The organism is Pseudomonas sp. Irchel s3f10 (genome assembly GCF_900187515.1).
Lineage (GTDB): Bacteria > Pseudomonadota > Gammaproteobacteria > Pseudomonadales > Pseudomonadaceae > Aquipseudomonas > Aquipseudomonas tensinigenes.
The window spans coordinates 133,147-155,126 of the sequence record NZ_FYDZ01000014.1 but is presented as its reverse complement, the minus strand read 5'-3'; the positions used below and the strand labels follow the sequence as shown (position 1 = coordinate 155,126).

Here is a 21,980-nt window from a genome sequence, read left to right as displayed (position 1 = left end):
ACCATGGTCACGTTGACCACGGTAAAACCACTCTGACCGCTGCTCTGACTCGCGTCTGCTCCGAAGTTTTCGGTTCGGCCGTAGTTGAGTTCGACAAGATCGACAGCGCTCCAGAAGAAAAAGCTCGCGGTATCACCATCAACACCGCGCACGTTGAGTACAACTCGCTGATCCGTCACTACGCTCACGTTGACTGCCCAGGTCACGCTGACTATGTGAAGAACATGATCACCGGTGCTGCTCAAATGGACGGCGCTATTCTGGTTTGCTCGGCCGCTGATGGTCCGATGCCACAAACCCGTGAGCACATCCTGCTGTCCCGTCAGGTAGGCGTTCCGTACATCGTGGTTTTCCTGAACAAGGCTGACCTGGTAGACGACGCAGAGCTGCTGGAACTGGTTGAGATGGAAGTTCGCGACCTGCTGTCCACCTATGACTTCCCGGGCGACGACACTCCGATCATCATCGGTTCGGCTCGTATGGCTCTGGAAGGCAAAGACGACAACGAGATGGGCACCACTGCCGTCAAGAAGCTGGTTGAAACTCTGGACAGCTACATCCCAGAACCAGTTCGTATGATCGACAAGCCATTCCTGATGCCAATCGAAGACGTATTCTCGATCTCGGGTCGCGGTACTGTTGTGACTGGTCGTATCGAGCGCGGTATCGTTCGCGTTCAGGATCCGCTGGAGATCGTTGGTCTGCGTGACACCACTGTTACTACTTGCACCGGTGTTGAAATGTTCCGCAAGCTGCTCGACGAAGGTCGTGCTGGCGAGAACTGCGGCGTTCTGCTGCGTGGTACCAAGCGTGACGACGTTGAGCGTGGTCAGGTTCTGGTTAAGCCGGGTTCGGTTAAGCCGCACACCAAGTTCACCGCAGAAGTTTACGTTCTGAGCAAGGAAGAAGGCGGTCGTCACACTCCGTTCTTCAAAGGCTACCGTCCACAGTTCTACTTCCGTACTACTGACGTGACTGGTAACTGCGAGCTGCCAGAAGGCGTTGAAATGGTAATGCCAGGTGACAACATTCAGATGACTGTTACCCTGATCAAAACCATCGCGATGGAAGACGGTCTGCGTTTCGCTATCCGTGAAGGCGGTCGTACCGTCGGCGCTGGCGTCGTAGCTAAAATCATCGAGTAAGTGGTTGTAATGTATTTTTCGGGCCGGCATAATGGTCGGCCTGATTTTGTTTTAGGTCAGTAGCTCAATTGGCAGAGCGACGGTCTCCAAAACCGTAGGTTGGGGGTTCGATTCCCTCCTGACCTGCCAGATTCACTCGGTGTGTCTGGCTTTCTTTTCACAGGATCTTCATAGATGACTCCTAAAGCTGAAGCTCAAGGCTCTCGCTTCGATCTGCTCAAGTGGCTTGTAGTTGTCGCTTTGGTGGTTGTTGGCGTTGTTGGCAATCAGTATTACTCTGCTTCGCCGATCCTGTATCGTGTACTCGCTTTGCTTGTCATTGCTGCTGTAGCTGCCTTTGTAGGCCTGCAGACTGCGAAGGGCAAGTCTTTCTTTGTACTGGTTAAGGAAGCTCGCACCGAGATTCGTAAAGTCGTGTGGCCAACTCGCCAAGAAACCACGCAGACCACCCTGATTGTGGTGGCTGTTGTTCTGGTTATGGCGTTGCTGTTGTGGGGGCTTGATTCCCTGCTCGGCTGGCTTGTTTCCTTGATTGTCGGCTAAGGGTGTCCCGTGGCTAAGCGTTGGTATGTTGTGCATGCTTACTCGGGTTACGAGAAGCATGTGATGCGCTCGCTGGTCGAGCGCGTGAAGCTGGCTGGCATGGAAGATGGCTTCGGCGAGATTCTGGTTCCCACTGAAGAAGTGGTTGAAATGCGTAATGGCCAGAAGCGCAAAAGCGAGCGCAAGTTCTTTCCAGGCTATGTTCTGGTTCAGATGGATATGAATGAGGGTACTTGGCACTTGGTCAAGGATACTCCTCGGGTGATGGGTTTCATTGGCGGTACAGCCGATAAGCCTGCACCAATCACCGATAAAGAGGCGGAAGCAATTCTGCGTCGTGTTGCTGATGGTAGCGACAAGCCTAAGCCGAAGACTCTCTTCGAGCCGGGTGAAACGGTGCGAGTCAACGACGGTCCATTCGCTGATTTCAATGGCGTTGTTGAAGAAGTTAACTACGAAAAGAGCCGGATCCAAGTGGCTGTGCTTATTTTCGGTCGCTCTACTCCGGTAGAGTTGGAGTTCAGTCAGGTCGAAAAGGTCTAACTGGACAAGCATCCCAACCCCGCAGCCCTAGGCTGTGGGGTTTTGTCGTCACTGGGATAAACGCGCAAGTAACCGGGGAGCCTTTCGAGGCGTTCGAACCCGTAATTGGAGTGCCTCATGGCCAAGAAAATTACCGCTTACATCAAGCTGCAAGTGAAGGCCGCTCAGGCTAACCCAAGTCCACCAGTTGGTCCTGCTCTGGGTCAGCATGGCGTGAACATCATGGAATTCTGCAAGGCTTTCAACGCCCGTACTCAGGGTCTTGAAGCTGGCCTGCCGACTCCAGTGATCATCACTGTCTACAGCGACCGTAGCTTCACTTTCGAAACTAAATCCACCCCTGCTTCGGTTCTGCTGAAGAAGGCGGCCGGTCTGACTAGCGGTTCCGCTCGTCCGAACACCGTTAAGGTTGGTACCGTTACCCGTGCTCAGCTGGAAGAAATCGCGAAAACCAAAAACGCGGATCTGACTGCAGCTGATATGGATGCAGCCGTGCGTACTATCGCCGGTTCTGCTCGTAGCATGGGCCTTAACGTGGAGGGTGTGTAATGGCTAAGCTGACCAAGCGTCAAAAGGCTATCGCCGGCAAAATCGAAGCAGGCAAGGCCTACAACATTGTAGACGCTGCTGCTCTGCTGGCTGAGCTGTCGACTGTCAAGTTCAGCGAGTCGTTCGACGTTGCTGTAAACCTGGGCGTTGACCCGCGTAAATCCGACCAGGTTGTCCGTAGCGCTACTGTGCTGCCGCACGGCACTGGCAAGACTGTTCGCGTTGCTGTGTTCACCCAAGGTCCAGCTGCTGAGGCCGCTCTGGCTGCCGGCGCTGACCGTGTAGGTATGGACGACCTGGCTGCCGAAATGAAAGGCGGCGATCTGAACTATGACGTAGTGATTGCATCCCCGGATGCCATGCGCGTTGTAGGTCAACTGGGTCAGATCCTCGGTCCACGTGGTCTGATGCCTAACCCTAAGGTTGGTACTGTAACTCCAGACGTAGCTACTGCGGTTAAAAACGCTAAAGCTGGTCAGGTTCGTTATCGCACCGACAAAAACGGCATCATTCACACTTCCGTTGGCAAGATGGGCTTCGACGCCGTCAAGCTGAAGGAAAACGTTGAAGCCCTGATCGCTGATCTGAAGCGTATCAAGCCAGCTTCTTCGAAAGGTATCTACGTCAAGCGCGTTACCCTGAGCACCACTATGGGCCCAGGTCTGGTCATCGACCAGAGCTCGCTCGACGCGTAAGACAAAGGTTGGCGCGATGGTTCGTGCCAATTGAAAGATTGGGGTCCCTGCCTGGCGGGGGCTATCCAAGACCGTAGGCGACGCAAGTCTTAAACCATAAGCCTACGCAGATGGTGCTCCCGGTTCCTTACCGAATCAGACACCAAAACGACATTCGGTTTCGATCGAATGAAACGGTAACAAGCAGGAGTTAAACCCGTGGCAATTAATCTCGAAGACAAGAAGCTCATCGTCGCTGAAGTCAACGAGGCTGCCAAAGTCGCTCTGTCCGCTGTCGTGGTTGATGCACGTGGCGTAACAGTAGGCGCAATGACCGGACTCCGTAAAGAGGCTCGTGAAGCTGGCGTTTACGTACGTGTTGTACGTAACACCCTGCTCAAGCGCGCTGTTGCTGACACTCAATACAGTGTCCTCAACGACGTGTTCACCGGCCCGACCCTGATTGCATTCTCGAACGAACATCCGGGTGCTGCTGCCCGTATCTTCAAAGAGTTTGCCAAGGGTCAGGACAAGTTCGAGATCAAGGCAGCTGCGTTCGAGGGCAAGTTCCTCGCAGCTAATCAGATCGACGTACTGGCAACTCTGCCGACCCGTGACGAAGCAATTTCTCAGCTGATGAGCGTGATTCAAGGCGCTACCAGCAAATTGGCTCGTACTCTGGCGGCAATTCGCGACCAGAAAGAAGCTGCCGCAGCCTAAGGCTCGTCAACTTCTCGCGTTTTTTGTTTATTTCGATGGTCGCGTAGGCCGTCCCCCAATTCAGGAATTGAGTCATGTCTCTGACTAACGAACAAATCATCGAAGCAATCGGCCAGAAATCCGTAGTGGAAATCGTTGAGCTGATCAAAGCGATGGAAGAAACCTTCGGTGTTACCGCTGCTGCTGCTTCGGCTGGTCCAGCTGCTGCTGCCGCTGTTGTTGAAGAGCAAACCGAGTTCAACGTTGTTCTGCTGGAAGCTGGCGAGAAGAAGGTTAACGTGATCAAGGCAGTTCGTGAACTGACCGGTCTGGGCCTGAAAGAAGCCAAAGAGAAAGTAGACGGCGCTCCTCAGGTTGTAGCTGAAGGCGTTTCGAAAGAAGCTGCTGAAGACGCCAAGAAGAAGCTGGAAGAAGCAGGCGCTAAAGTCGAACTGAAATAAGTATCGACTTTGCTCCTCCAGCCCGAGCGTCAAGCGACAGGCTGATGGCTGGTGGCTCTTGCCACCGGCCTTTTTCCGTTATTGGCAGCCGACTGGGTCGGTGCTGATAAAGGCGCTGTAACCACCCGATGCGGTGGAGCAAACCATGGGGTTTGCACGATTTTCTGGCTGCTCCCGTCGGGAGGGGCCAAACAAGCAGGTGACCAAGCTGGGGAACGCTGATGGCTTACTCATATACTGAGAAAAAACGTATCCGCAAGGACTTTAGCAAGTTGCCGGACGTCATGGATGTGCCTTACCTCCTGGCCATCCAGCTGGATTCGTATCGTGAATTCTTGCAAGCGGGAGCGACTAAAGATCAGTTCCGCGACGTGGGCCTGCATGCGGCCTTCAAATCCGTTTTCCCGATCATCAGCTACTCCGGCAATGCTGCGCTGGAGTACGTCGGTTATCGCCTGGGCGAACCGGCATTTGATGTCAAAGAATGCGTATTGCGCGGTGTAACTTTCGCCGTACCTTTGCGGGTAAAAGTGCGCCTGATCATTTTCGACAAAGAATCGTCGAACAAAGCGATCAAGGACATCAAAGAGCAAGAAGTCTACATGGGTGAAATCCCCCTGATGACTGAGAACGGTACCTTCGTAATCAACGGTACCGAGCGTGTAATCGTTTCCCAGCTGCACCGTTCCCCGGGCGTGTTCTTCGACCACGACCGCGGCAAGACGCATAGCTCCGGCAAACTGCTGTACTCCGCGCGCATCATTCCTTACCGCGGTTCGTGGCTGGACTTCGAGTTCGACCCGAAAGACTGCGTGTTCGTGCGTATCGACCGTCGTCGCAAGCTGCCGGCATCGGTACTGCTGCGTGCGCTCGGTTACACCACTGAAGAAGTGCTGGACGCGTTCTACACCACCAACGTCTTCAAGCTGAGCGGCGAAACCCTCAGCCTGGAACTGATTGCTTCGCGTCTGCGTGGTGAAATTGCGGTTCTGGACATTCAGGACGAGAAGGGCAAGGTCATTGTTGAAGCGGGCCGCCGTATTACCGCGCGCCACATCAACCAGATCGAAAAAGCCGGCATCAAGACTCTGGAAGTACCTCTGGACTACGTCCTGGGTCGTACTACCGCCAAGGTCATCGTGCACCCGGCTACCGGCGAAATCCTGGCAGAGTGCAACACCGAGCTGAACACTGAGGTCCTGGCAAAAATTGCCAAGGCTGGTGTTGTTCGCATCGAAACTCTGTACACCAACGATATCGACTGCGGTCCGTTCGTCTCCGACACTCTGAAGATCGACTCCACCAGCAACCAATTGGAAGCGCTGGTCGAGATCTATCGCATGATGCGTCCAGGCGAGCCGCCAACCAAAGACGCTGCCGAAACCCTGTTCAACAACCTGTTCTTCAGCCCTGAGCGCTATGACCTGTCTGCGGTCGGCCGGATGAAGTTCAACCGTCGTATCGGTCGTACCGAGATCGAAGGTTCGGGCGTGCTGTGCAAGGAAGACATCGTCGCGGTACTGAAGACTCTGGTCGACATCCGTAACGGTAAAGGCATCGTCGATGACATCGACCACCTGGGTAACCGTCGTGTTCGCTGTGTAGGCGAAATGGCCGAGAACCAGTTCCGCGTTGGCCTGGTACGTGTTGAGCGTGCGGTCAAAGAGCGTCTGTCGATGGCTGAAAGCGAAGGCCTGATGCCGCAAGACCTGATCAACGCCAAGCCAGTGGCTGCAGCGGTGAAAGAGTTCTTCGGTTCCAGCCAGCTCTCGCAGTTCATGGACCAGAACAACCCGCTGTCCGAGATCACCCACAAGCGTCGTGTCTCTGCACTCGGCCCTGGCGGTCTGACTCGTGAGCGCGCAGGCTTTGAAGTCCGTGACGTACACCCGACTCACTACGGTCGTGTATGCCCGATTGAAACGCCGGAAGGTCCGAACATCGGTCTGATCAACTCCCTGGCTGCGTACGCTCGCACCAACCAGTACGGCTTCCTGGAAAGCCCGTACCGCGTGGTAAAAGAGGGTGTGGTCACCGACGAGATCGTGTTCCTGTCCGCTATTGAAGAAGCCGATCACGTGATCGCGCAGGCTTCGGCGACCATGAACGACCAGAAAGTCCTGATTGACGAACTGGTAGCCGTACGTCACCTGAACGAATTCACCGTCAAGGCGCCTGAAGAAGTCACCTTGATGGACGTTTCGCCGAAGCAGGTAGTTTCGGTTGCAGCGTCGCTGATTCCGTTCCTTGAGCACGACGACGCCAACCGTGCGTTGATGGGTTCGAACATGCAGCGTCAAGCTGTACCAACCCTGCGCGCTGACAAGCCGCTGGTAGGTACCGGCATGGAGCGTAACGTAGCCCGTGACTCCGGCGTTTGCGTCGTGGCTCGTCGTGGTGGCGTGATCGATTCCGTCGACGCCAGCCGTATCGTAGTTCGTGTTGCTGATGACGAAGTTGAAACCGGCGAAGCTGGTGTCGACATCTACAACCTGACCAAATACACCCGCTCGAACCAGAACACCTGCATCAACCAGCGTCCGCTGGTGAGCAAGGGTGATCGCGTTCAGCGTAGCGACATCATGGCCGACGGCCCGTCCACCGACATGGGTGAACTGGCGCTGGGTCAGAACATGCGCATCGCGTTCATGGCATGGAACGGCTTCAACTTCGAAGACTCCATCTGCCTGTCCGAGCGTGTGGTCCAGGAAGACCGTTTCACCACGATCCACATTCAGGAACTGACCTGTGTGGCCCGTGACACCAAGCTTGGGCCTGAAGAGATCACTGCAGACATCCCGAACGTGGGTGAAGCTGCACTGAACAAACTGGACGAAGCCGGTATCGTTTACGTAGGTGCTGAAGTTGGCGCAGGCGACATCCTGGTCGGTAAGGTCACTCCGAAAGGCGAGACCCAGCTGACTCCGGAAGAAAAACTGCTGCGTGCAATCTTCGGTGAAAAAGCCAGCGACGTTAAAGACACTTCCCTGCGTGTACCTACCGGTACCAAAGGTACTGTCATCGACGTACAGGTCTTCACCCGCGACGGCGTTGAGCGTGATGCTCGTGCACTGTCGATCGAGAAGACTCAGCTCGACGAGATCCGCAAGGATCTGAACGAAGAGTTCCGTATCGTTGAAGGCGCGACTTTCGAACGTCTGCGTTCCGCTCTGGTAGGTCATAAGGCTGAAGGCGGCGCAGGTCTGAAGAAAGGTCAGGACATCACCGATGAAGTTCTCGACGGTCTTGAGCATGGTCAGTGGTTCAAACTGCGCATGGCTGAAGATGCTCTGAACGAGCAGCTTGAGAAGGCTCAGGCCTACATCGTTGATCGCCGCCGTCTGCTGGACGACAAGTTCGAAGACAAGAAGCGCAAACTGCAGCAGGGCGATGACCTGGCTCCAGGCGTGCTGAAAATCGTCAAGGTTTACCTGGCAATCCGTCGTCGCATCCAGCCGGGCGACAAGATGGCCGGTCGTCACGGTAACAAAGGTGTGGTCTCCGTGATCATGCCGGTTGAAGACATGCCGCACGATGCCAATGGCACCCCGGTCGACGTCGTCCTCAACCCACTGGGCGTACCTTCGCGTATGAACGTTGGTCAGATCCTTGAAACCCACCTGGGCCTCGCGGCCAAAGGTCTGGGCGAGAAGATCAACCGGATGGTCGAAGAGCAGCGTAAAGTCGCTGAGCTGCGTACCTTCCTGGACGAGATCTACAACCAGATCGGCGGTCGTAACGAAGATCTGGACAGCTTCTCCGATCAGGAAATCCTGGATCTGGCGAAGAACCTGCGTGGCGGCGTTCCAATGGCCACTCCAGTGTTCGACGGCGCCAAGGAAAGCGAAATCAAGGCCATGCTGAAACTGGCAGACCTGCCGGAAAGCGGCCAGATGCAGCTGACTGACGGCCGTACCGGCAACAAGTTCGAGCGTCCAGTTACCGTTGGCTACATGTACATGCTGAAGCTGAACCACTTGGTAGACGACAAGATGCACGCGCGTTCTACCGGTTCGTACAGCCTGGTTACCCAGCAGCCGCTGGGTGGTAAGGCGCAGTTCGGTGGTCAGCGTTTCGGGGAGATGGAGGTCTGGGCACTGGAAGCATACGGTGCTGCTTACACTCTGCAAGAAATGCTCACAGTGAAGTCGGACGATGTGAACGGCCGTACCAAGATGTACAAAAACATCGTGGATGGCGATCACCGTATGGAGCCGGGCATGCCCGAGTCCTTCAACGTGTTGATCAAGGAAATTCGTTCCCTCGGCATCGATATCGATCTGGAAACCGAATAACACGTGACGCGAATCGAGAGCGGGGCAGGATTGCCCGCTCTCTGCTCCGCCAGGAGGAAAGGCCTTGAAAGACCTACTGAATTTGCTGAAAAACCAGGGTCAAGTCGAAGAGTTCGACGCCATCCGTATCGGATTGGCCTCGCCTGAGATGATCCGCTCATGGTCGTTCGGTGAAGTTAAAAAGCCGGAAACCATCAACTACCGTACGTTCAAACCTGAGCGTGACGGTCTGTTCTGCGCCAAGATCTTTGGCCCGGTAAAGGATTACGAGTGCCTGTGCGGTAAGTACAAGCGCTTGAAGCACCGTGGTGTGATCTGCGAGAAGTGCGGCGTTGAAGTTGCACTGGCCAAGGTTCGTCGTGAGCGCATGGCGCACATCGAACTGGCTTCGCCGGTTGCCCATATCTGGTTCCTGAAATCGCTGCCGTCCCGTATCGGCTTGCTGATGGACATGACCCTGCGTGATATCGAACGCGTTCTCTACTTCGAGAGCTATGTCGTTATCGATCCAGGCATGACCACCCTTGAAAAAGGTCAGCTGCTGAACGACGAGCAGTACTTCGAAGCGCTGGAAGAGTTCGGTGACGACTTCGACGCCCGCATGGGTGCTGAAGCTGTCCGTGAACTGCTGCACGCTATCGACCTGGAACACGAGATTGGCCGTCTGCGTGAAGAAATTCCGCAAACCAACTCCGAAACCAAGATCAAGAAGCTGTCCAAGCGTCTGAAGTTGATGGAAGCCTTCCAGGGTTCCGGCAACCTGCCAGAGTGGATGGTGCTGACCGTTCTGCCGGTTCTGCCGCCAGATCTGCGTCCACTGGTCCCGCTGGATGGCGGTCGTTTCGCGACTTCCGACCTCAACGATCTGTATCGTCGAGTGATCAACCGTAACAACCGTTTGAAGCGCCTGCTGGATCTGTCCGCTCCGGACATCATCGTGCGCAACGAAAAGCGTATGTTGCAGGAAGCTGTCGATGCCCTGCTCGACAACGGTCGTCGTGGCCGCGCTATCACAGGTTCGAACAAGCGTCCTCTGAAATCCCTGGCTGACATGATCAAGGGTAAGCAAGGTCGTTTCCGTCAGAACTTGCTCGGTAAGCGTGTTGACTACTCCGGTCGTTCGGTAATTACCGTAGGCCCGACTCTGCGTCTGCATCAGTGCGGTCTGCCGAAGAAGATGGCTCTCGAGCTGTTCAAACCGTTCATTTTCGGCAAGCTCGAAATGCGTGGTCTCGCGACCACCATCAAAGCGGCCAAGAAAATGGTCGAGCGCGAACTGCCAGAGGTTTGGGACGTTCTCGCTGAAGTGATTCGCGAACACCCGGTTCTTCTCAACCGTGCACCGACCCTTCACCGTCTGGGTATCCAGGCGTTTGAACCGGTACTGATCGAAGGTAAGGCTATCCAGCTGCACCCTCTGGTCTGCGCCGCGTACAACGCCGACTTCGACGGCGACCAAATGGCCGTGCACGTACCGCTGACACTGGAAGCCCAGTTGGAAGCGCGTGCGTTGATGATGTCGACCAACAACATTCTGTCGCCAGCCAACGGTGAGCCAATCATCGTTCCGTCGCAGGACGTTGTATTGGGTCTGTACTACATGACTCGTGAAGCGATCAACGCCAAAGGCGAAGGTCGTGTGTTCGCGGATCTGCAGGAAGTTGACCGTGTGTTCCGTGCCGGCGAAGCCGCACTGCACGCCAAGGTCAAGGTTCGTATCAACGAAACCGTCAACGACCGTGACGGCAACAGCGTGAGCGGTACCCGTATCGTCGACACCACTGTCGGCCGTGCGCTGCTGTTCCAGGTTGTGCCAAAAGGTCTGTCGTACGACGTCGTCAACCTGCCTATGAAGAAAAAGGCGATCTCCAAGCTGATCAACCAGTGCTACCGCGTGGTTGGTTTGAAAGAGACCGTGATCTTCGCTGACCAGTTGATGTACACCGGTTTCGCTTACTCGACCATCTCCGGCGTTTCCATCGGTGTTAACGACTTCGTTATCCCGGATGAAAAAGCCCGCATCATCGGTGCTGCCACCGACGAAGTGAAAGAGATCGAGAGCCAGTACGCCTCCGGCCTGGTAACCCAGGGCGAGAAGTACAACAAAGTGATCGACCTTTGGTCGAAAGCGAACGACGAAGTTTCCAAGGCAATGATGGCCAACCTCTCGAAAGAGAAGGTTATCGACCGTCACGGCGTTGAAGTCGATCAAGAGTCTTTCAACTCGATGTACATGATGGCCGACTCGGGTGCGCGGGGTTCCGCAGCACAGATTCGTCAGCTGGCCGGTATGCGTGGTCTGATGGCCAAGCCGGACGGTTCCATCATCGAAACGCCGATTACTGCGAACTTCCGTGAAGGTTTGAGCGTACTTCAGTACTTCATCTCGACTCACGGTGCTCGTAAAGGTCTGGCGGATACCGCGTTGAAAACTGCGAACTCCGGTTACCTGACTCGTCGTCTGGTAGACGTGGCGCAGGATCTGGTTGTAACCGAGATCGATTGCGGCACCGAACACGGTCTGCTGATGACTCCGCACATTGAAGGCGGTGACGTTGTAGAGCCGTTGGGTGAGCGCGTATTGGGTCGTGTTATTGCCCGTGACGTATTCAAGCCAGGTACCGAGGACGTCATCGTTCCGGCCGGTACTCTGGTAGACGAGAAGTGGGTCGAGTTCATCGAGCTGAACAGCATCGACGAAGTAATCGTGCGTTCGCCGATCAGCTGCGAAACCCGCTATGGCATTTGCGCCAAGTGCTACGGCCGTGATCTGGCTCGTGGTCACCAGGTGAACATCGGTGAGGCGGTCGGCGTTATCGCTGCCCAGTCCATCGGTGAGCCGGGTACCCAGCTGACGATGCGTACGTTCCACATCGGTGGTGCGGCAAGCCGTACTTCCGCAGCCGACAGCGTTCAGGTGAAGAATGGCGGTACCGTCCGTCTGCACAACCTGAAACACGTTGAGCGAGTGGATGGTCACCTGGTTGCTGTGTCCCGTTCCGGTGAGCTGGCCATCGCTGATGACTTCGGTCGTGAGCGCGAGCGTTACAAGCTGCCGTACGGTGCTGTGATTTCGGTTAAAGAAGGTGACAAGGTCGACGCTGGCGCAATCGTGGCCAAGTGGGATCCGCACACTCACCCAATCGTTACCGAAATGAAAGGTACCGTGACCTACGTGGGCATGGAAGAAGGCATCACGATCAAGCGTCAGACTGACGAATTGACCGGTATGACCAACATTGAAGTCCTCGACGCGAAAGATCGTCCAGCTGCGGGCAAAGAAATCCGTCCAGCAGTGAAGATGGTCGACGACAACGGCAAGGATCTGTTGCTGCCAGGCACTGACGTTATCGCTCAGTACTTCCTGCCAGCCAACGCCCTGGTCGGTGTGGCTGACGGTGCGAAGATCGCGATCGGTGATGTTATCGCGCGTATCCCGCAAGAAACTTCGAAGACCCGCGACATCACCGGTGGTCTGCCGCGTGTTGCCGACTTGTTCGAAGCCCGTCGTCCGAAAGAAGCGTCGATTCTGGCTGAAGTCAGCGGCACCATCGCGTTCGGTAAAGAGACCAAAGGCAAGCGCCGTCTGGTTATTACCCCGAACGACGGTTCCGATCCGTACGAAGAGCTGATTCCGAAGTGGCGTCACCTGAACGTGTTCGAAGGCGAACAGGTAAACCGCGGCGAAGTTATCTCCGACGGCCCAAGCGATCCGCACGACATCCTGCGTCTGCTGGGTGTGAGCGCGCTGGCCAAGTACATCGTTAACGAGATCCAGGACGTTTACCGTCTGCAAGGCGTGAAGATCAACGATAAGCACATCGAGACCATCCTGCGTCAGATGCTGCGTAAAGTTGAAATCGCTGAATCCGGCGATTCGAGTTTCATCAAGGGCGACCAGATGGAACTGACTCACGTACTGGTAGAGAACGAGCGTTTGGGCGGCGAAGACAAGTTCGTCTCCAAATACACTCGCGTTCTGCTGGGTATCACCAAGGCGTCGTTGTCCACCGAATCGTTCATCTCGGCGGCTTCCTTCCAGGAAACCACCCGCGTACTGACCGAAGCGGCAGTCACCGGCAAGCGCGATTACCTGCGCGGCCTGAAAGAAAACGTAGTCGTGGGTCGTCTGATCCCGGCCGGTACCGGTCTGGCCTATCACAGCGAGCGCAAGCGTCGCCGTGATGCTGACAAGCCGTTGCGCGTAAGCGCCAGTGAAGTGGAAGCTGCACTGACCGAAGCGCTGAACTCGAGCGGTAACTGAGTTCTGCGGTAAATGAGCTGAGGCCCTGATCGCTCCGTTCGTCGAATCGAGACATATTGTCAAGGTTCGACGGGCGGGGAGGTCGGGGCCTTGCCTTGACTGGGGACAAGATCCTCTTTAGACTCTTGATCCCCTAAATTTGGCGGGAATTCGTTCCTGCCATTTTGCTTTTCTTGCAAGACAATAGCGTCGCAAGACAACAGTGGAGCTAGTAGATGGCAACTATCAACCAGCTGGTACGTCAGCCGCGTAAGCGTATCGTCGAGAAATCCGACGTACCTGCGCTGCAGAACTGCCCGCAACGTCGTGGCGTGTGCACCCGTGTGTACACCACTACGCCGAAAAAACCTAACTCGGCACTGCGTAAAGTATGCCGTGTGCGCCTGACCAACGGTTTCGAGGTTTCCTCGTACATCGGTGGTGAAGGTCACAACCTGCAAGAGCACAGCGTGGTACTGATCCGCGGCGGTCGTGTAAAAGACTTGCCAGGTGTTCGTTACCACACCGTTCGCGGCTCCTTGGATACTTCCGGCGTTAAAGGTCGTAACCAGGGTCGTTCGAAGTACGGTACCAAGCGTCCGAAGTAATCGGCCGTTTTGCAGATTTTCATTTTATTGAGTCGATAAGAGTAAGGTCGGGCACGCATCCATTGGATCTGTCCCGAGCTAACCTGAAGACCGCTTGAGGGCTTATCATGCCAAGACGTCGCGTAGCAGCAAAGCGTGAGATTCTGGACGATCCGAAATACGGAAGCCAGATCCTCGCCAAATTCATGAACCACGTTATGGAAAGCGGCAAGAAAGCCGTTGCCGAGCGTATCGTTTATGGTGCCCTGGAAACCGTTGCGACCCGTAAGGCTGGCACCGATCCCCTGGAACTCTTCGAAAAAGCACTCGACGCCATCGCTCCGCTGGTCGAAGTGAAGTCGCGCCGCGTTGGTGGTGCTACTTACCAGGTTCCGGTCGAGGTTCGTCCTTCCCGTCGTAACGCTCTGGCAATGCGCTGGTTGGTAGACTTCGCCCGTAAGCGTGGCGAGAAGTCTATGGCTCTGCGTTTGGCTGGCGAACTGCTGGATGCTGCTGAAGGTAAAGGTGCTGCTGTTAAGAAGCGTGAAGACGTGCACCGTATGGCTGAAGCCAACAAAGCTTTCTCGCACTACCGCTTCTAATTTTAGCTTCACTAATTTTGCGAGGGCTTTATGGCTCGTACTACTCCGATTAGCCGCTACCGTAACATCGGTATCGTCGCTCACGTGGATGCTGGTAAAACCACCACCACCGAGCGCGTCCTTTTTTACACCGGCAAAAGTCACAAAATGGGCGAGGTGCATGATGGCGCCGCGACCACAGACTGGATGGTGCAGGAGCAGGAGCGTGGTATTACCATTACTTCTGCTGCCATCACCGCTTTCTGGAAAGGTTCCGAGAAGCAGTACAAGGACGAGCACCGCTTCAACGTAATCGATACCCCGGGCCACGTTGACTTCACTATTGAAGTTGAGCGTTCCCTGCGCGTACTCGACGGCGCTGTCGTTGTGTTCTGCGGTACTTCGGGTGTTGAGCCTCAGTCGGAAACCGTATGGCGTCAAGCCAACAAATACGGTGTTCCACGTCTTGTTTACGTAAACAAGATGGACCGTGCTGGTGCCAACTTCCTGCGCGTGATCGGTCAGATCAAGCAGCGTCTGGGTCACACTCCGGTGCCGATCCAGTTGGCCATCGGTTCCGAAGACAACTTCCAGGGTCAGATCGATCTGATCAACATGCAAGCTGTCTACTGGAACGACTCTGACAAAGGTATGGTCCCTGTTCGCAAGGACATTCCTGCCGAGCTCCAAGAGCTGGCTGAAGAGTGGCGCAACAACATGGTTGAAGCTGCTGCTGAAGCCAACGAAGAGCTGATGAACAAGTACCTGGAAGGCGAAGAGCTGTCGATCGAAGAGATCAAAGCTGCTTTGCGTCAGCGTACTATCGCCGGCGAAATCGTTCTGGCTGTTTGCGGTTCTTCGTTCAAGAACAAGGGCGTTCCCCTGGTTCTCGACGCCGTTATCGACTTCCTGCCTGCACCGACCGATATTCCTGCGATCAAGGGTACTGACCCTGATAACGAGGAAATCGAGCTGGAGCGTCATGCAGACGATGCGGAGCCGTTCTCGGCTCTGGCGTTCAAGATCGCTACCGACCCATTCGTGGGTACCTTGACCTTCGTCCGCGTTTACTCGGGCGTGTTGAACTCCGGCGACGGCGTGATCAACTCGGTTAAAGGCAAGAAAGAGCGCGTGGGTCGTATGGTGCAAATGCACGCAAACGCCCGCGAAGAGATCAAGGAAGTACGCGCTGGTGACATCGCGGCCCTGATCGGCATGAAGGACGTCACCACTGGTGAAACCCTCTGCAACGCTGACAAGCCAATCATCCTGGTTCGCATGGACTTCCCGGAGCCGGTTATTTCGGTTGCCGTAGAGCCTAAGACCAAGGATGACCAGGAAAAAATGGGTATCGCTCTGGGCAAGCTTGCTCAGGAAGACCCGTCTTTCCGCGTTAAAACTGATGAAGAGACTGGTCAGACGATCATCTCCGGCATGGGCGAGCTGCACCTGGACATCCTGGTTGACCGGATGCGCCGTGAGTTCAACGTCGAAGCCAACATCGGCAAGCCTCAGGTTTCGTATCGTGAGCGCATCACGAAGAACTGTGAAATCGAAGGCAAGTTCGTTCGTCAATCCGGCGGTCGTGGCCAGTTCGGTCACTGCTGGATCCGTTTTGCTCCTGCTGACGAAGGTCAGGAAGGTCTGCAATTCGTGAACGAAGTTGTAGGTGGTGTGGTTCCTAAGGAATACATCCCGGCTATCCAGAAGGGTATCGAAGAGCAGATGAAGAACGGCGTTGTTGCCGGCTATCCGCTGATCGGCCTGAAGGCTACCGTGTTCGATGGTTCTTACCACGACGTCGACTCCAACGAGATGGCGTTTAAAGTGGCTGCCTCCATGGCGACCAAGCAACTGGCCCAGAAGGGCGGTGGTGAGTTGCTTGAGCCGATCATGGCTGTAGAGGTTGTTACGCCTGAAGACTATATGGGTGATGTGATGGGCGACCTTAACCGTCGTCGCGGCATGATCCAGGGTATGGAAGACACAGTGTCCGGCAAGGTTATCCGTGCCGAAGTTCCACTGGGTGAGATGTTCGGTTATGCGACCGACGTTCGTTCCATGTCCCAGGGTCGCGCAAGCTACTCTATGGAATTCAAAAAATACGATACGGCTCCGTCGCACATCGTCGAATCCGTAACCAAAAAACAAGGCTGATTCAGCCCCTTTAGGCTAGGAGTTAATTGTCGTGGCTAAAGAAAAATTTGATCGTTCCCTACCGCACGTCAACGTTGGCACTATCGGTCACGTTGACCACGGTAAAACCACTCTGACCGCTGCTCTGACTCGCGTCTGCTCCGAAGTTTTCGGTTCGGCCGTAGTTGAATTCGACAAGATCGACAGCGCTCCAGAAGAAAAAGCTCGCGGTATCACCATCAACACCGCGCACGTTGAGTACAACTCGCTGATCCGTCACTACGCTCACGTTGACTGCCCAGGTCACGCTGACTATGTGAAGAACATGATCACCGGTGCTGCTCAAATGGACGGCGCTATCCTGGTTTGCTCGGCCGCTGATGGTCCGATGCCACAAACCCGTGAGCACATCCTGCTGTCCCGTCAGGTAGGCGTTCCGTACATCGTGGTTTTCCTGAACAAGGCTGACCTGGTAGACGACGCAGAGCTGCTGGAACTGGTTGAGATGGAAGTTCGCGACCTGCTGTCCACCTATGACTTCCCAGGCGACGACACTCCGATCATCATCGGTTCGGCTCGTATGGCTCTGGAAGGCAAAGACGACAACGAGATGGGCACCACTGCCGTCAAGAAGCTGGTTGAAACTCTGGACAGCTACATCCCAGAACCAGTTCGTATGATCGACAAGCCATTCCTGATGCCAATCGAAGACGTATTCTCGATCTCGGGTCGCGGTACTGTTGTGACTGGTCGTATCGAGCGCGGTATCGTTCGCGTTCAGGATCCGCTGGAAATCGTTGGTCTGCGTGACACCACCGTTACTACTTGCACCGGTGTTGAAATGTTCCGCAAGCTGCTCGACGAAGGTCGTGCTGGCGAGAACTGCGGCGTTCTGCTGCGTGGTACCAAGCGTGACGACGTTGAGCGTGGTCAGGTTCTGGTTAAGCCGGGTTCGGTTAAGCCGCACACCAAGTTCACCGCAGAAGTTTACGTTCTGAGCAAGGAAGAAGGCGGTCGTCACACTCCGTTCTTCAAAGGCTACCGTCCACAGTTCTACTTCCGTACTACTGACGTGACTGGTAACTGCGAGCTGCCAGAAGGCGTTGAAATGGTAATGCCAGGTGACAACATTCAGATGACTGTTACCCTGATCAAAACCATCGCGATGGAAGACGGTCTGCGTTTCGCTATCCGTGAAGGCGGTCGTACCGTCGGCGCTGGCGTCGTAGCCAAAATCATCGAGTAATCTCTTTTATAGAGTTTGCTTGTTGACTTGAAAAAGCCCCCGCTCAGCGGGGGCTTTTTTATTGGGTTGACACCTATCTGGGGCGTCTATAGAATTGCGCCTCCTTTTAACGGGCGTATTGCGCTCGGTGGGAATAGCAGCCGGAGTCTGAAATCCAATGCAAAATCAGCAAATCCGTATCAGGTTGAAGGCTTTCGACCATCGCCTGATCGACCAATCAACCCAGGAAATCGTGGAAACCGCGAAACGTACTGGTGCTCAAGTGCGTGGTCCAATTCCACTGCCTACCCGTAAAGAGCGGTTCACCGTTCTGGTTTCTCCGCACGTCAACAAAGACGCGCGCGACCAGTACGAAATCCGCACTCATAAGCGCGTTCTGGACATCGTCCAGCCAACGGATAAAACCGTTGATGCTCTTATGAAGCTTGATCTTGCGGCCGGTGTGGAAGTGCAGATCAGCCTCGGCTAAGACTCGGTCTTAGTCGTGTAACGCTCTGAAATGGGCGGCCATAGCGGGTGAAAGCCCCGTACACTCATGAGGTTTACAACATGACTATTGGTGTAGTCGGTCGTAAATGCGGTATGACCCGTATTTTCACCGAAGAAGGTGTCTCCATTCCGGTCACGGTCATTGAGATCGAACCGAATCGCGTCACCCAGTTCAAAACTGAAGAGACCGATGGCTATCGTGCAGTGCAAGTCACTGTCGGCGAGCGTCGTGCTTCGCGTGTAACAGCAGCTCAGGCTGGCCACTTCGCTAAAGCGAACGTTGCCGCTGGTCGCACTACCATGGAATTCCGTCTTGAAGAAGGCGAGTACCAGGCTGGCGATCTGATCAACGCTGAAATCTTCGCCGCTGGTCAACTGGTTGATGTAACCGGTCAGTCCAAGGGTAAAGGCTTCCAGGGTACGATCAAGCGTTGGAATTTCCGCGGGCAAGATAACACCCACGGTAACTCCGTATCCCACCGCGTCCCAGGCTCTATCGGCCAGTGCCAGACTCCTGGTCGTGTATTCAAGGGCAAAAAAATGTCCGGTCATATGGGCGCTGAGCGCGTGACCGTGCAGTCCCTGGAAGTAGTGCGCGTGGACGCTGAACGCAATCTGTTGTTGGTCAAGGGTGCTGTTCCTGGCGCTACTGGCGGCAACCTGGTTGTACGTCCAGCAGCCAAGGCTCGCGGTTAAGGGGAAGCTGACATGCAATTAAATGTAAATGACGCTCAAGCGATCGAAGTTTCCGAACTGACATTTGGCGGCGAATTCAACGAGACGCTGGTTCACCAAGCAGTCGTGGCCTACATGGCTGGCGGCCGTCAAGGTACCAAGCAGCAGAAGACCCGTTCCGACGTTCGTGGTGGCGGTAAGCGCCCATGGCGTCAGAAAGGTACTGGCCGTGCTCGTGCCGGTACTATCCGTAGCCCAATCTGGCGTGGCGGCGGTACCACTTTTGCAGCACGTCCACAGGATCACTCCCAGAAGCTGAACAAGAAGATGTATCGCGCAGCAATGCGTTCCATCCTTGCTGAGCTGGTGCGTACTGATCGTCTGGTCGTGGTTCAGGATTTCGCTGTTGAAACTCCGAAAACCAAAGATCTGCTGGGCAAGCTGAACAACATGAGCCTGACCGACGTTTTGATCGTGTCGGACGCTGTTGATCAGAACCTGTACCTGGCTGCTCGTAACCTGCCGCACGTAGATGTACGTGACGTCCAAGGTTCCGATCCAGTTAGTCTGATCGCATACGACAAGGTGTTGATCACCGTGTCGGCCGTGAAGAAATTCGAGGAGCTGCTGGGATGAACCAGGAACGCGTATTTAAAGTTCTGCTTGGCCCGCACGTTTCCGAGAAGGCTACGGTTCTGGCAGACAAGAAAGGCCAGTTCGTTTTCAAGGTTGCTACTGACGCAACCAAGCTGGAAATCAAGAAGGCCGTCGAAAGCCTGTTCAGCGTGAAAGTAGAGCGCGTCACTACCCTGAATGTTCTGGGTAAGAGCAAGCGCACTGCTCGCGGTCTGGGCAAGCGTAATGACTGGAAGAAGGCAGTTATCTCCCTTCAGCCAGGCCAAGATCTCGATTTCAGCAGCAGTGCTGAGTAAGGAAGGGGTGCATCATGGCAATCGTTAAATGCAAACCGACTTCCCCTGGCCGCCGTTTTGTGGTCAAGGTGGTCAACCAGGAGCTGCATAAAGGCGCTCCTCACGCACCGCTGCTCGAGAAAAAATCGAAGACTGGTGGTCGTAACAACAATGGCCGTATTACCACGCGTCACATCGGTGGTGGTCATAAACAGCATTATCGTATGGTCGATTTCCGTCGCAACGACAAAGATGGCATCGTCGCCACTGTCGAGCGTATCGAATACGATCCAAACCGTACTGCTCACATCGCACTGCTCTGCTACGCAGACGGCGAGCGCCGCTACATCATCGCCCCTAAAGGCGTGAGTGCTGGCGACCAGCTGATCGCAGGCGCTCTGGCTCCAATCAAGCCAGGTAACGCTCTGCAACTGCGCAACATTCCAGTCGGTTCTACCGTACACGGCATCGAACTGAAGCCAGGTAAAGGCGCACAGATCGCTCGTTCTGCTGGTGCTTCGGCTCAGCTGATCGCTCGTGAAGGCGTTTACGTTACCCTGCGTCTGCGTTCCGGTGAAATGCGTAAAGTGCTGGCTGAATGCCGTGCGACCCTGGGCGAAGTCTCGAACTCCGAGCACAGCCTGCGTTCGCTGGGTAAAGCTGGTGCCAAGCGCTGGCGTGGCGTTCGCCCAACCGTTCGTGGTGTTGCCATGAACCCGGTTGACCACCCACATGGTGGTGGTGAAGGTCGTACCTCTGGTGGTCGTCATCCGGTATCGCCATGGGGCTTCCCGACTAAGGGCGCGAAGACTCGTGGTAATAAGCGTACCGACAAAATGATCGTCCGTCGTCGCAAGTAAATAGAGGGATACGACAGTGCCACGTTCTCTGAAAAAAGGTCCTTTTATTGATCTTCACCTACTGAAGAAGATCGAAGTGGCGGCGGAAAAGAACGATCGCAAACCAATTAAGACTTGGTCGCGTCGTTCGATGATCCTGCCACAAATGGTCGGTCTGACCATCGCAGTACACAACGGTCGTCAGCACGTCCCAGTTCTCGTTAACGAAGACATGGTCGGCCACAAACTGGGCGAGTTCGCCGGTACCCGCAACTATCGCGGGCACGTGGCTGACAAGAAAGCCAAGCGTTAAGGGGTTAGGAAATGGAAGTAGCCGCTAAGTTGTCGGGCGCTCGAATCTCCGCCCAGAAAGCCCGCTTGGTCGCCGACCAGATCCGCGGGAAGAAGGTGGGCGAAGCGCTCAACTTGTTGGCTTTCAGCAGTAAGAAAGCCGCCGAGATCATGAAGAAAGTGCTGGAGTCGGCCGTAGCCAACGCCGAGCATAACGAAGGCGCAGACGTTGATGACCTGAAGGTCAGCACCGTTTTCGTCAACGAAGGGCGTTCGCTGAAGCGCATCATGCCACGTGCCAAAGGCCGTGCTGATCGCATCGTCAAGCGGTCTTGCCATATCACTGTCAAGGTTGCTGACAAGTAACGGAGTCGAAGAGATGGGTCAGAAAGTACATCCCATTGGCATTCGCCTGGGAATCGTCAAGGAGCACACCTCCGTCTGGTACGCAGACGGTCGGACTTATGCGGACTACTTGTTCGCAGATCTGAAAGTGCGTGAGTATCTCCAAGACAAACTAAAAAGCGCGTCCGTAAGCCGTATCGATATCCATCGTCCGGCCCAAACTGCACGTATCACCATCCACACCGCTCGTCCAGGTATCGTTATCGGGAAGAAAGGTGAAGATGTTGAGAAACTGCGTCAGGACCTGACCAAGCAAATGGGTGTGCCTGTGCACATCAATATCGAAGAGATCCGCAAGCCGGAGCTCGACGGTATGCTGGTTGCGCAGAGCGTAGCTCAGCAGCTGGAGCGTCGTGTAATGTTCCGTCGCGCTATGAAGCGCGCAGTTCAGAACGCAATGCGCATTGGTGCCAAGGGCATCAAAATCCAAGTGAGCGGTCGTCTCGGCGGTGCTGAAATCGCACGTACTGAATGGTATCGCGAAGGTCGTGTGCCATTGCACACCCTGCGTGCCGACATCGACTATGCCAACTACGAAGCTCACACCACTTACGGTGTGATCGGTGTAAAGGTTTGGATCTTCAAAGGCGAAGTAATTGGTGGTCGCCAAGAAGAGCTGAAACCACAAGCACCAGCGCCTCGTAAAAAAGCTGCTAAGTAAGGGGTAC

At 55.1% G+C, this 21,980-nt stretch carries 21 protein-coding genes and 1 tRNA gene; all 22 read left to right on the top strand.

What is annotated here, in order from left to right; all coding sequences use genetic code 11:
* The coding region (gene tuf, locus CKW17_RS24420; protein ID WP_095122215.1) for an elongation factor Tu at positions 1 to 1,145 on the top strand (1,145 nt) is incomplete at its 5' end.
* 53 nt (positions 1,146 to 1,198) lie between these two features.
* Positions 1,199 to 1,274 (top strand) — tRNA-Trp (locus CKW17_RS24415).
* Positions 1,275 to 1,319: 45 nt separating this feature from the next.
* Positions 1,320 to 1,688, top strand: coding sequence for a preprotein translocase subunit SecE (gene secE, locus CKW17_RS24410; RefSeq protein ID WP_007916493.1), 369 nt, complete (start codon positions 1,320 to 1,322; stop codon positions 1,686 to 1,688).
* A 9-nt stretch (positions 1,689 to 1,697) separates the two neighbouring features.
* Positions 1,698 to 2,231 (top strand): transcription termination/antitermination protein NusG, encoded by a 534-nt coding sequence (gene nusG, locus CKW17_RS24405; protein ID WP_007916492.1) that lies wholly within the window; start codon positions 1,698 to 1,700, stop codon positions 2,229 to 2,231.
* Between the two features lie 117 nt (positions 2,232 to 2,348).
* Entirely contained in the window at positions 2,349 to 2,780 is a 432-nt protein-coding gene (gene rplK / locus CKW17_RS24400; RefSeq protein WP_003228756.1) for a 50S ribosomal protein L11, read from the top strand.
* A complete protein-coding gene (gene rplA, locus CKW17_RS24395; RefSeq protein WP_007916481.1) occupies positions 2,780 to 3,475 on the top strand; it encodes a 50S ribosomal protein L1 in 696 nt (231 codons plus the stop codon). The genes rplK and rplA overlap by 1 nt, the downstream gene beginning before the upstream one ends.
* Before the next feature lie 198 nt (positions 3,476 to 3,673).
* The gene (gene rplJ / locus CKW17_RS24390; RefSeq protein WP_095122214.1) at positions 3,674 to 4,174 is read left to right on the top strand and encodes a 50S ribosomal protein L10; all 501 of its coding nucleotides are present in this window, start codon (positions 3,674 to 3,676) and stop codon (positions 4,172 to 4,174) included.
* A gap of 74 nt (positions 4,175 to 4,248) precedes the next feature.
* Entirely contained in the window at positions 4,249 to 4,614 is a 366-nt protein-coding gene (gene rplL, locus CKW17_RS24385; protein ID WP_003228750.1) for a 50S ribosomal protein L7/L12, read from the top strand.
* 221 nt (positions 4,615 to 4,835) lie between these two features.
* Positions 4,836 to 8,909, top strand: coding sequence for a DNA-directed RNA polymerase subunit beta (gene rpoB, locus CKW17_RS24380; RefSeq protein ID WP_016984190.1), 4,074 nt, complete (start codon positions 4,836 to 4,838; stop codon positions 8,907 to 8,909).
* 64 nt (positions 8,910 to 8,973) lie between these two features.
* Positions 8,974 to 13,173, top strand: a complete 4,200-nt coding sequence (gene rpoC, locus CKW17_RS24375) for a DNA-directed RNA polymerase subunit beta' (RefSeq protein WP_034156498.1) — start codon at positions 8,974 to 8,976, stop codon at positions 13,171 to 13,173.
* A gap of 215 nt (positions 13,174 to 13,388) precedes the next feature.
* Complete coding sequence (gene rpsL / locus CKW17_RS24370) at positions 13,389 to 13,760, top strand: 30S ribosomal protein S12 (RefSeq protein ID WP_003186084.1); 372 nt, start codon at positions 13,389 to 13,391, stop codon at positions 13,758 to 13,760.
* Between the two features lie 107 nt (positions 13,761 to 13,867).
* On the top strand, positions 13,868 to 14,341 hold the full coding sequence (gene rpsG, locus CKW17_RS24365; RefSeq protein WP_007916467.1) for a 30S ribosomal protein S7: 474 nt from the start codon (positions 13,868 to 13,870) through the stop codon (positions 14,339 to 14,341).
* A 30-nt stretch (positions 14,342 to 14,371) separates the two neighbouring features.
* Positions 14,372 to 16,477: an elongation factor G gene (gene fusA / locus CKW17_RS24360; protein WP_016984188.1), complete on the top strand. Its 2,106-nt coding sequence runs from the start codon at positions 14,372 to 14,374 to the stop codon at positions 16,475 to 16,477.
* Positions 16,478 to 16,508: 31 nt separating this feature from the next.
* The gene (tuf, locus tag CKW17_RS24355; protein WP_095122212.1) at positions 16,509 to 17,702 is read left to right on the top strand and encodes an elongation factor Tu; all 1,194 of its coding nucleotides are present in this window, start codon (positions 16,509 to 16,511) and stop codon (positions 17,700 to 17,702) included.
* 157 nt (positions 17,703 to 17,859) lie between these two features.
* Positions 17,860 to 18,171 (top strand): 30S ribosomal protein S10, encoded by a 312-nt coding sequence (gene rpsJ / locus CKW17_RS24350; RefSeq protein WP_003186070.1) that lies wholly within the window; start codon positions 17,860 to 17,862, stop codon positions 18,169 to 18,171.
* Positions 18,172 to 18,251: 80 nt separating this feature from the next.
* Entirely contained in the window at positions 18,252 to 18,887 is a 636-nt protein-coding gene (gene rplC, locus CKW17_RS24345; RefSeq protein WP_003228738.1) for a 50S ribosomal protein L3, read from the top strand.
* A gap of 12 nt (positions 18,888 to 18,899) precedes the next feature.
* Positions 18,900 to 19,502, top strand: a complete 603-nt coding sequence (rplD, locus tag CKW17_RS24340; protein ID WP_007918468.1) for a 50S ribosomal protein L4 — start codon at positions 18,900 to 18,902, stop codon at positions 19,500 to 19,502.
* Complete coding sequence (gene rplW, locus CKW17_RS24335; protein ID WP_002555488.1) at positions 19,499 to 19,798, top strand: 50S ribosomal protein L23; 300 nt, start codon at positions 19,499 to 19,501, stop codon at positions 19,796 to 19,798. The genes rplD and rplW overlap by 4 nt, the downstream gene beginning before the upstream one ends.
* Positions 19,799 to 19,812: 14 nt before the next feature.
* A complete protein-coding gene (gene rplB, locus CKW17_RS24330) occupies positions 19,813 to 20,637 on the top strand; it encodes a 50S ribosomal protein L2 (RefSeq protein ID WP_003228734.1) in 825 nt (274 codons plus the stop codon).
* A gap of 16 nt (positions 20,638 to 20,653) precedes the next feature.
* Positions 20,654 to 20,929 carry a 30S ribosomal protein S19 gene (rpsS, locus tag CKW17_RS24325; RefSeq protein ID WP_011336172.1) on the top strand — a complete coding sequence of 92 codons (276 nt, stop codon included), beginning with the start codon at positions 20,654 to 20,656 and terminating at the stop codon, positions 20,927 to 20,929.
* Between the two features lie 11 nt (positions 20,930 to 20,940).
* Positions 20,941 to 21,273: a 50S ribosomal protein L22 gene (gene rplV, locus CKW17_RS24320; RefSeq protein ID WP_003103908.1), complete on the top strand. Its 333-nt coding sequence runs from the start codon at positions 20,941 to 20,943 to the stop codon at positions 21,271 to 21,273.
* Between the two features lie 13 nt (positions 21,274 to 21,286).
* Entirely contained in the window at positions 21,287 to 21,973 is a 687-nt protein-coding gene (gene rpsC, locus CKW17_RS24315) for a 30S ribosomal protein S3 (RefSeq protein WP_003176422.1), read from the top strand.
* The last annotated feature ends 7 nt before the right edge of the window (positions 21,974 to 21,980 follow it).

Coding starts and splice junctions, on each gene's coding strand:
- secE (WP_007916493.1), top strand. CDS start 1,320: ATGACTCCTAAAGCTGAAGCTCAAGGCTCTCGCTTCGATCTGCTCAAG.
- rplK (WP_003228756.1), top strand. CDS start 2,349: ATGGCCAAGAAAATTACCGCTTACATCAAGCTGCAAGTGAAGGCCGCT.
- rplA (WP_007916481.1), top strand. CDS start 2,780: ATGGCTAAGCTGACCAAGCGTCAAAAGGCTATCGCCGGCAAAATCGAA.
- rplL (WP_003228750.1), top strand. CDS start 4,249: ATGTCTCTGACTAACGAACAAATCATCGAAGCAATCGGCCAGAAATCC.
- rpoB (WP_016984190.1), top strand. CDS start 4,836: ATGGCTTACTCATATACTGAGAAAAAACGTATCCGCAAGGACTTTAGC.
- rpsL (WP_003186084.1), top strand. CDS start 13,389: ATGGCAACTATCAACCAGCTGGTACGTCAGCCGCGTAAGCGTATCGTC.
- rpsG (WP_007916467.1), top strand. CDS start 13,868: ATGCCAAGACGTCGCGTAGCAGCAAAGCGTGAGATTCTGGACGATCCG.
- fusA (WP_016984188.1), top strand. CDS start 14,372: ATGGCTCGTACTACTCCGATTAGCCGCTACCGTAACATCGGTATCGTC.
- rpsJ (WP_003186070.1), top strand. CDS start 17,860: ATGCAAAATCAGCAAATCCGTATCAGGTTGAAGGCTTTCGACCATCGC.
- rplC (WP_003228738.1), top strand. CDS start 18,252: ATGACTATTGGTGTAGTCGGTCGTAAATGCGGTATGACCCGTATTTTC.
- rplD (WP_007918468.1), top strand. CDS start 18,900: ATGCAATTAAATGTAAATGACGCTCAAGCGATCGAAGTTTCCGAACTG.
- rplW (WP_002555488.1), top strand. CDS start 19,499: ATGAACCAGGAACGCGTATTTAAAGTTCTGCTTGGCCCGCACGTTTCC.
- rplB (WP_003228734.1), top strand. CDS start 19,813: ATGGCAATCGTTAAATGCAAACCGACTTCCCCTGGCCGCCGTTTTGTG.
- rplV (WP_003103908.1), top strand. CDS start 20,941: ATGGAAGTAGCCGCTAAGTTGTCGGGCGCTCGAATCTCCGCCCAGAAA.
- rpsC (WP_003176422.1), top strand. CDS start 21,287: ATGGGTCAGAAAGTACATCCCATTGGCATTCGCCTGGGAATCGTCAAG.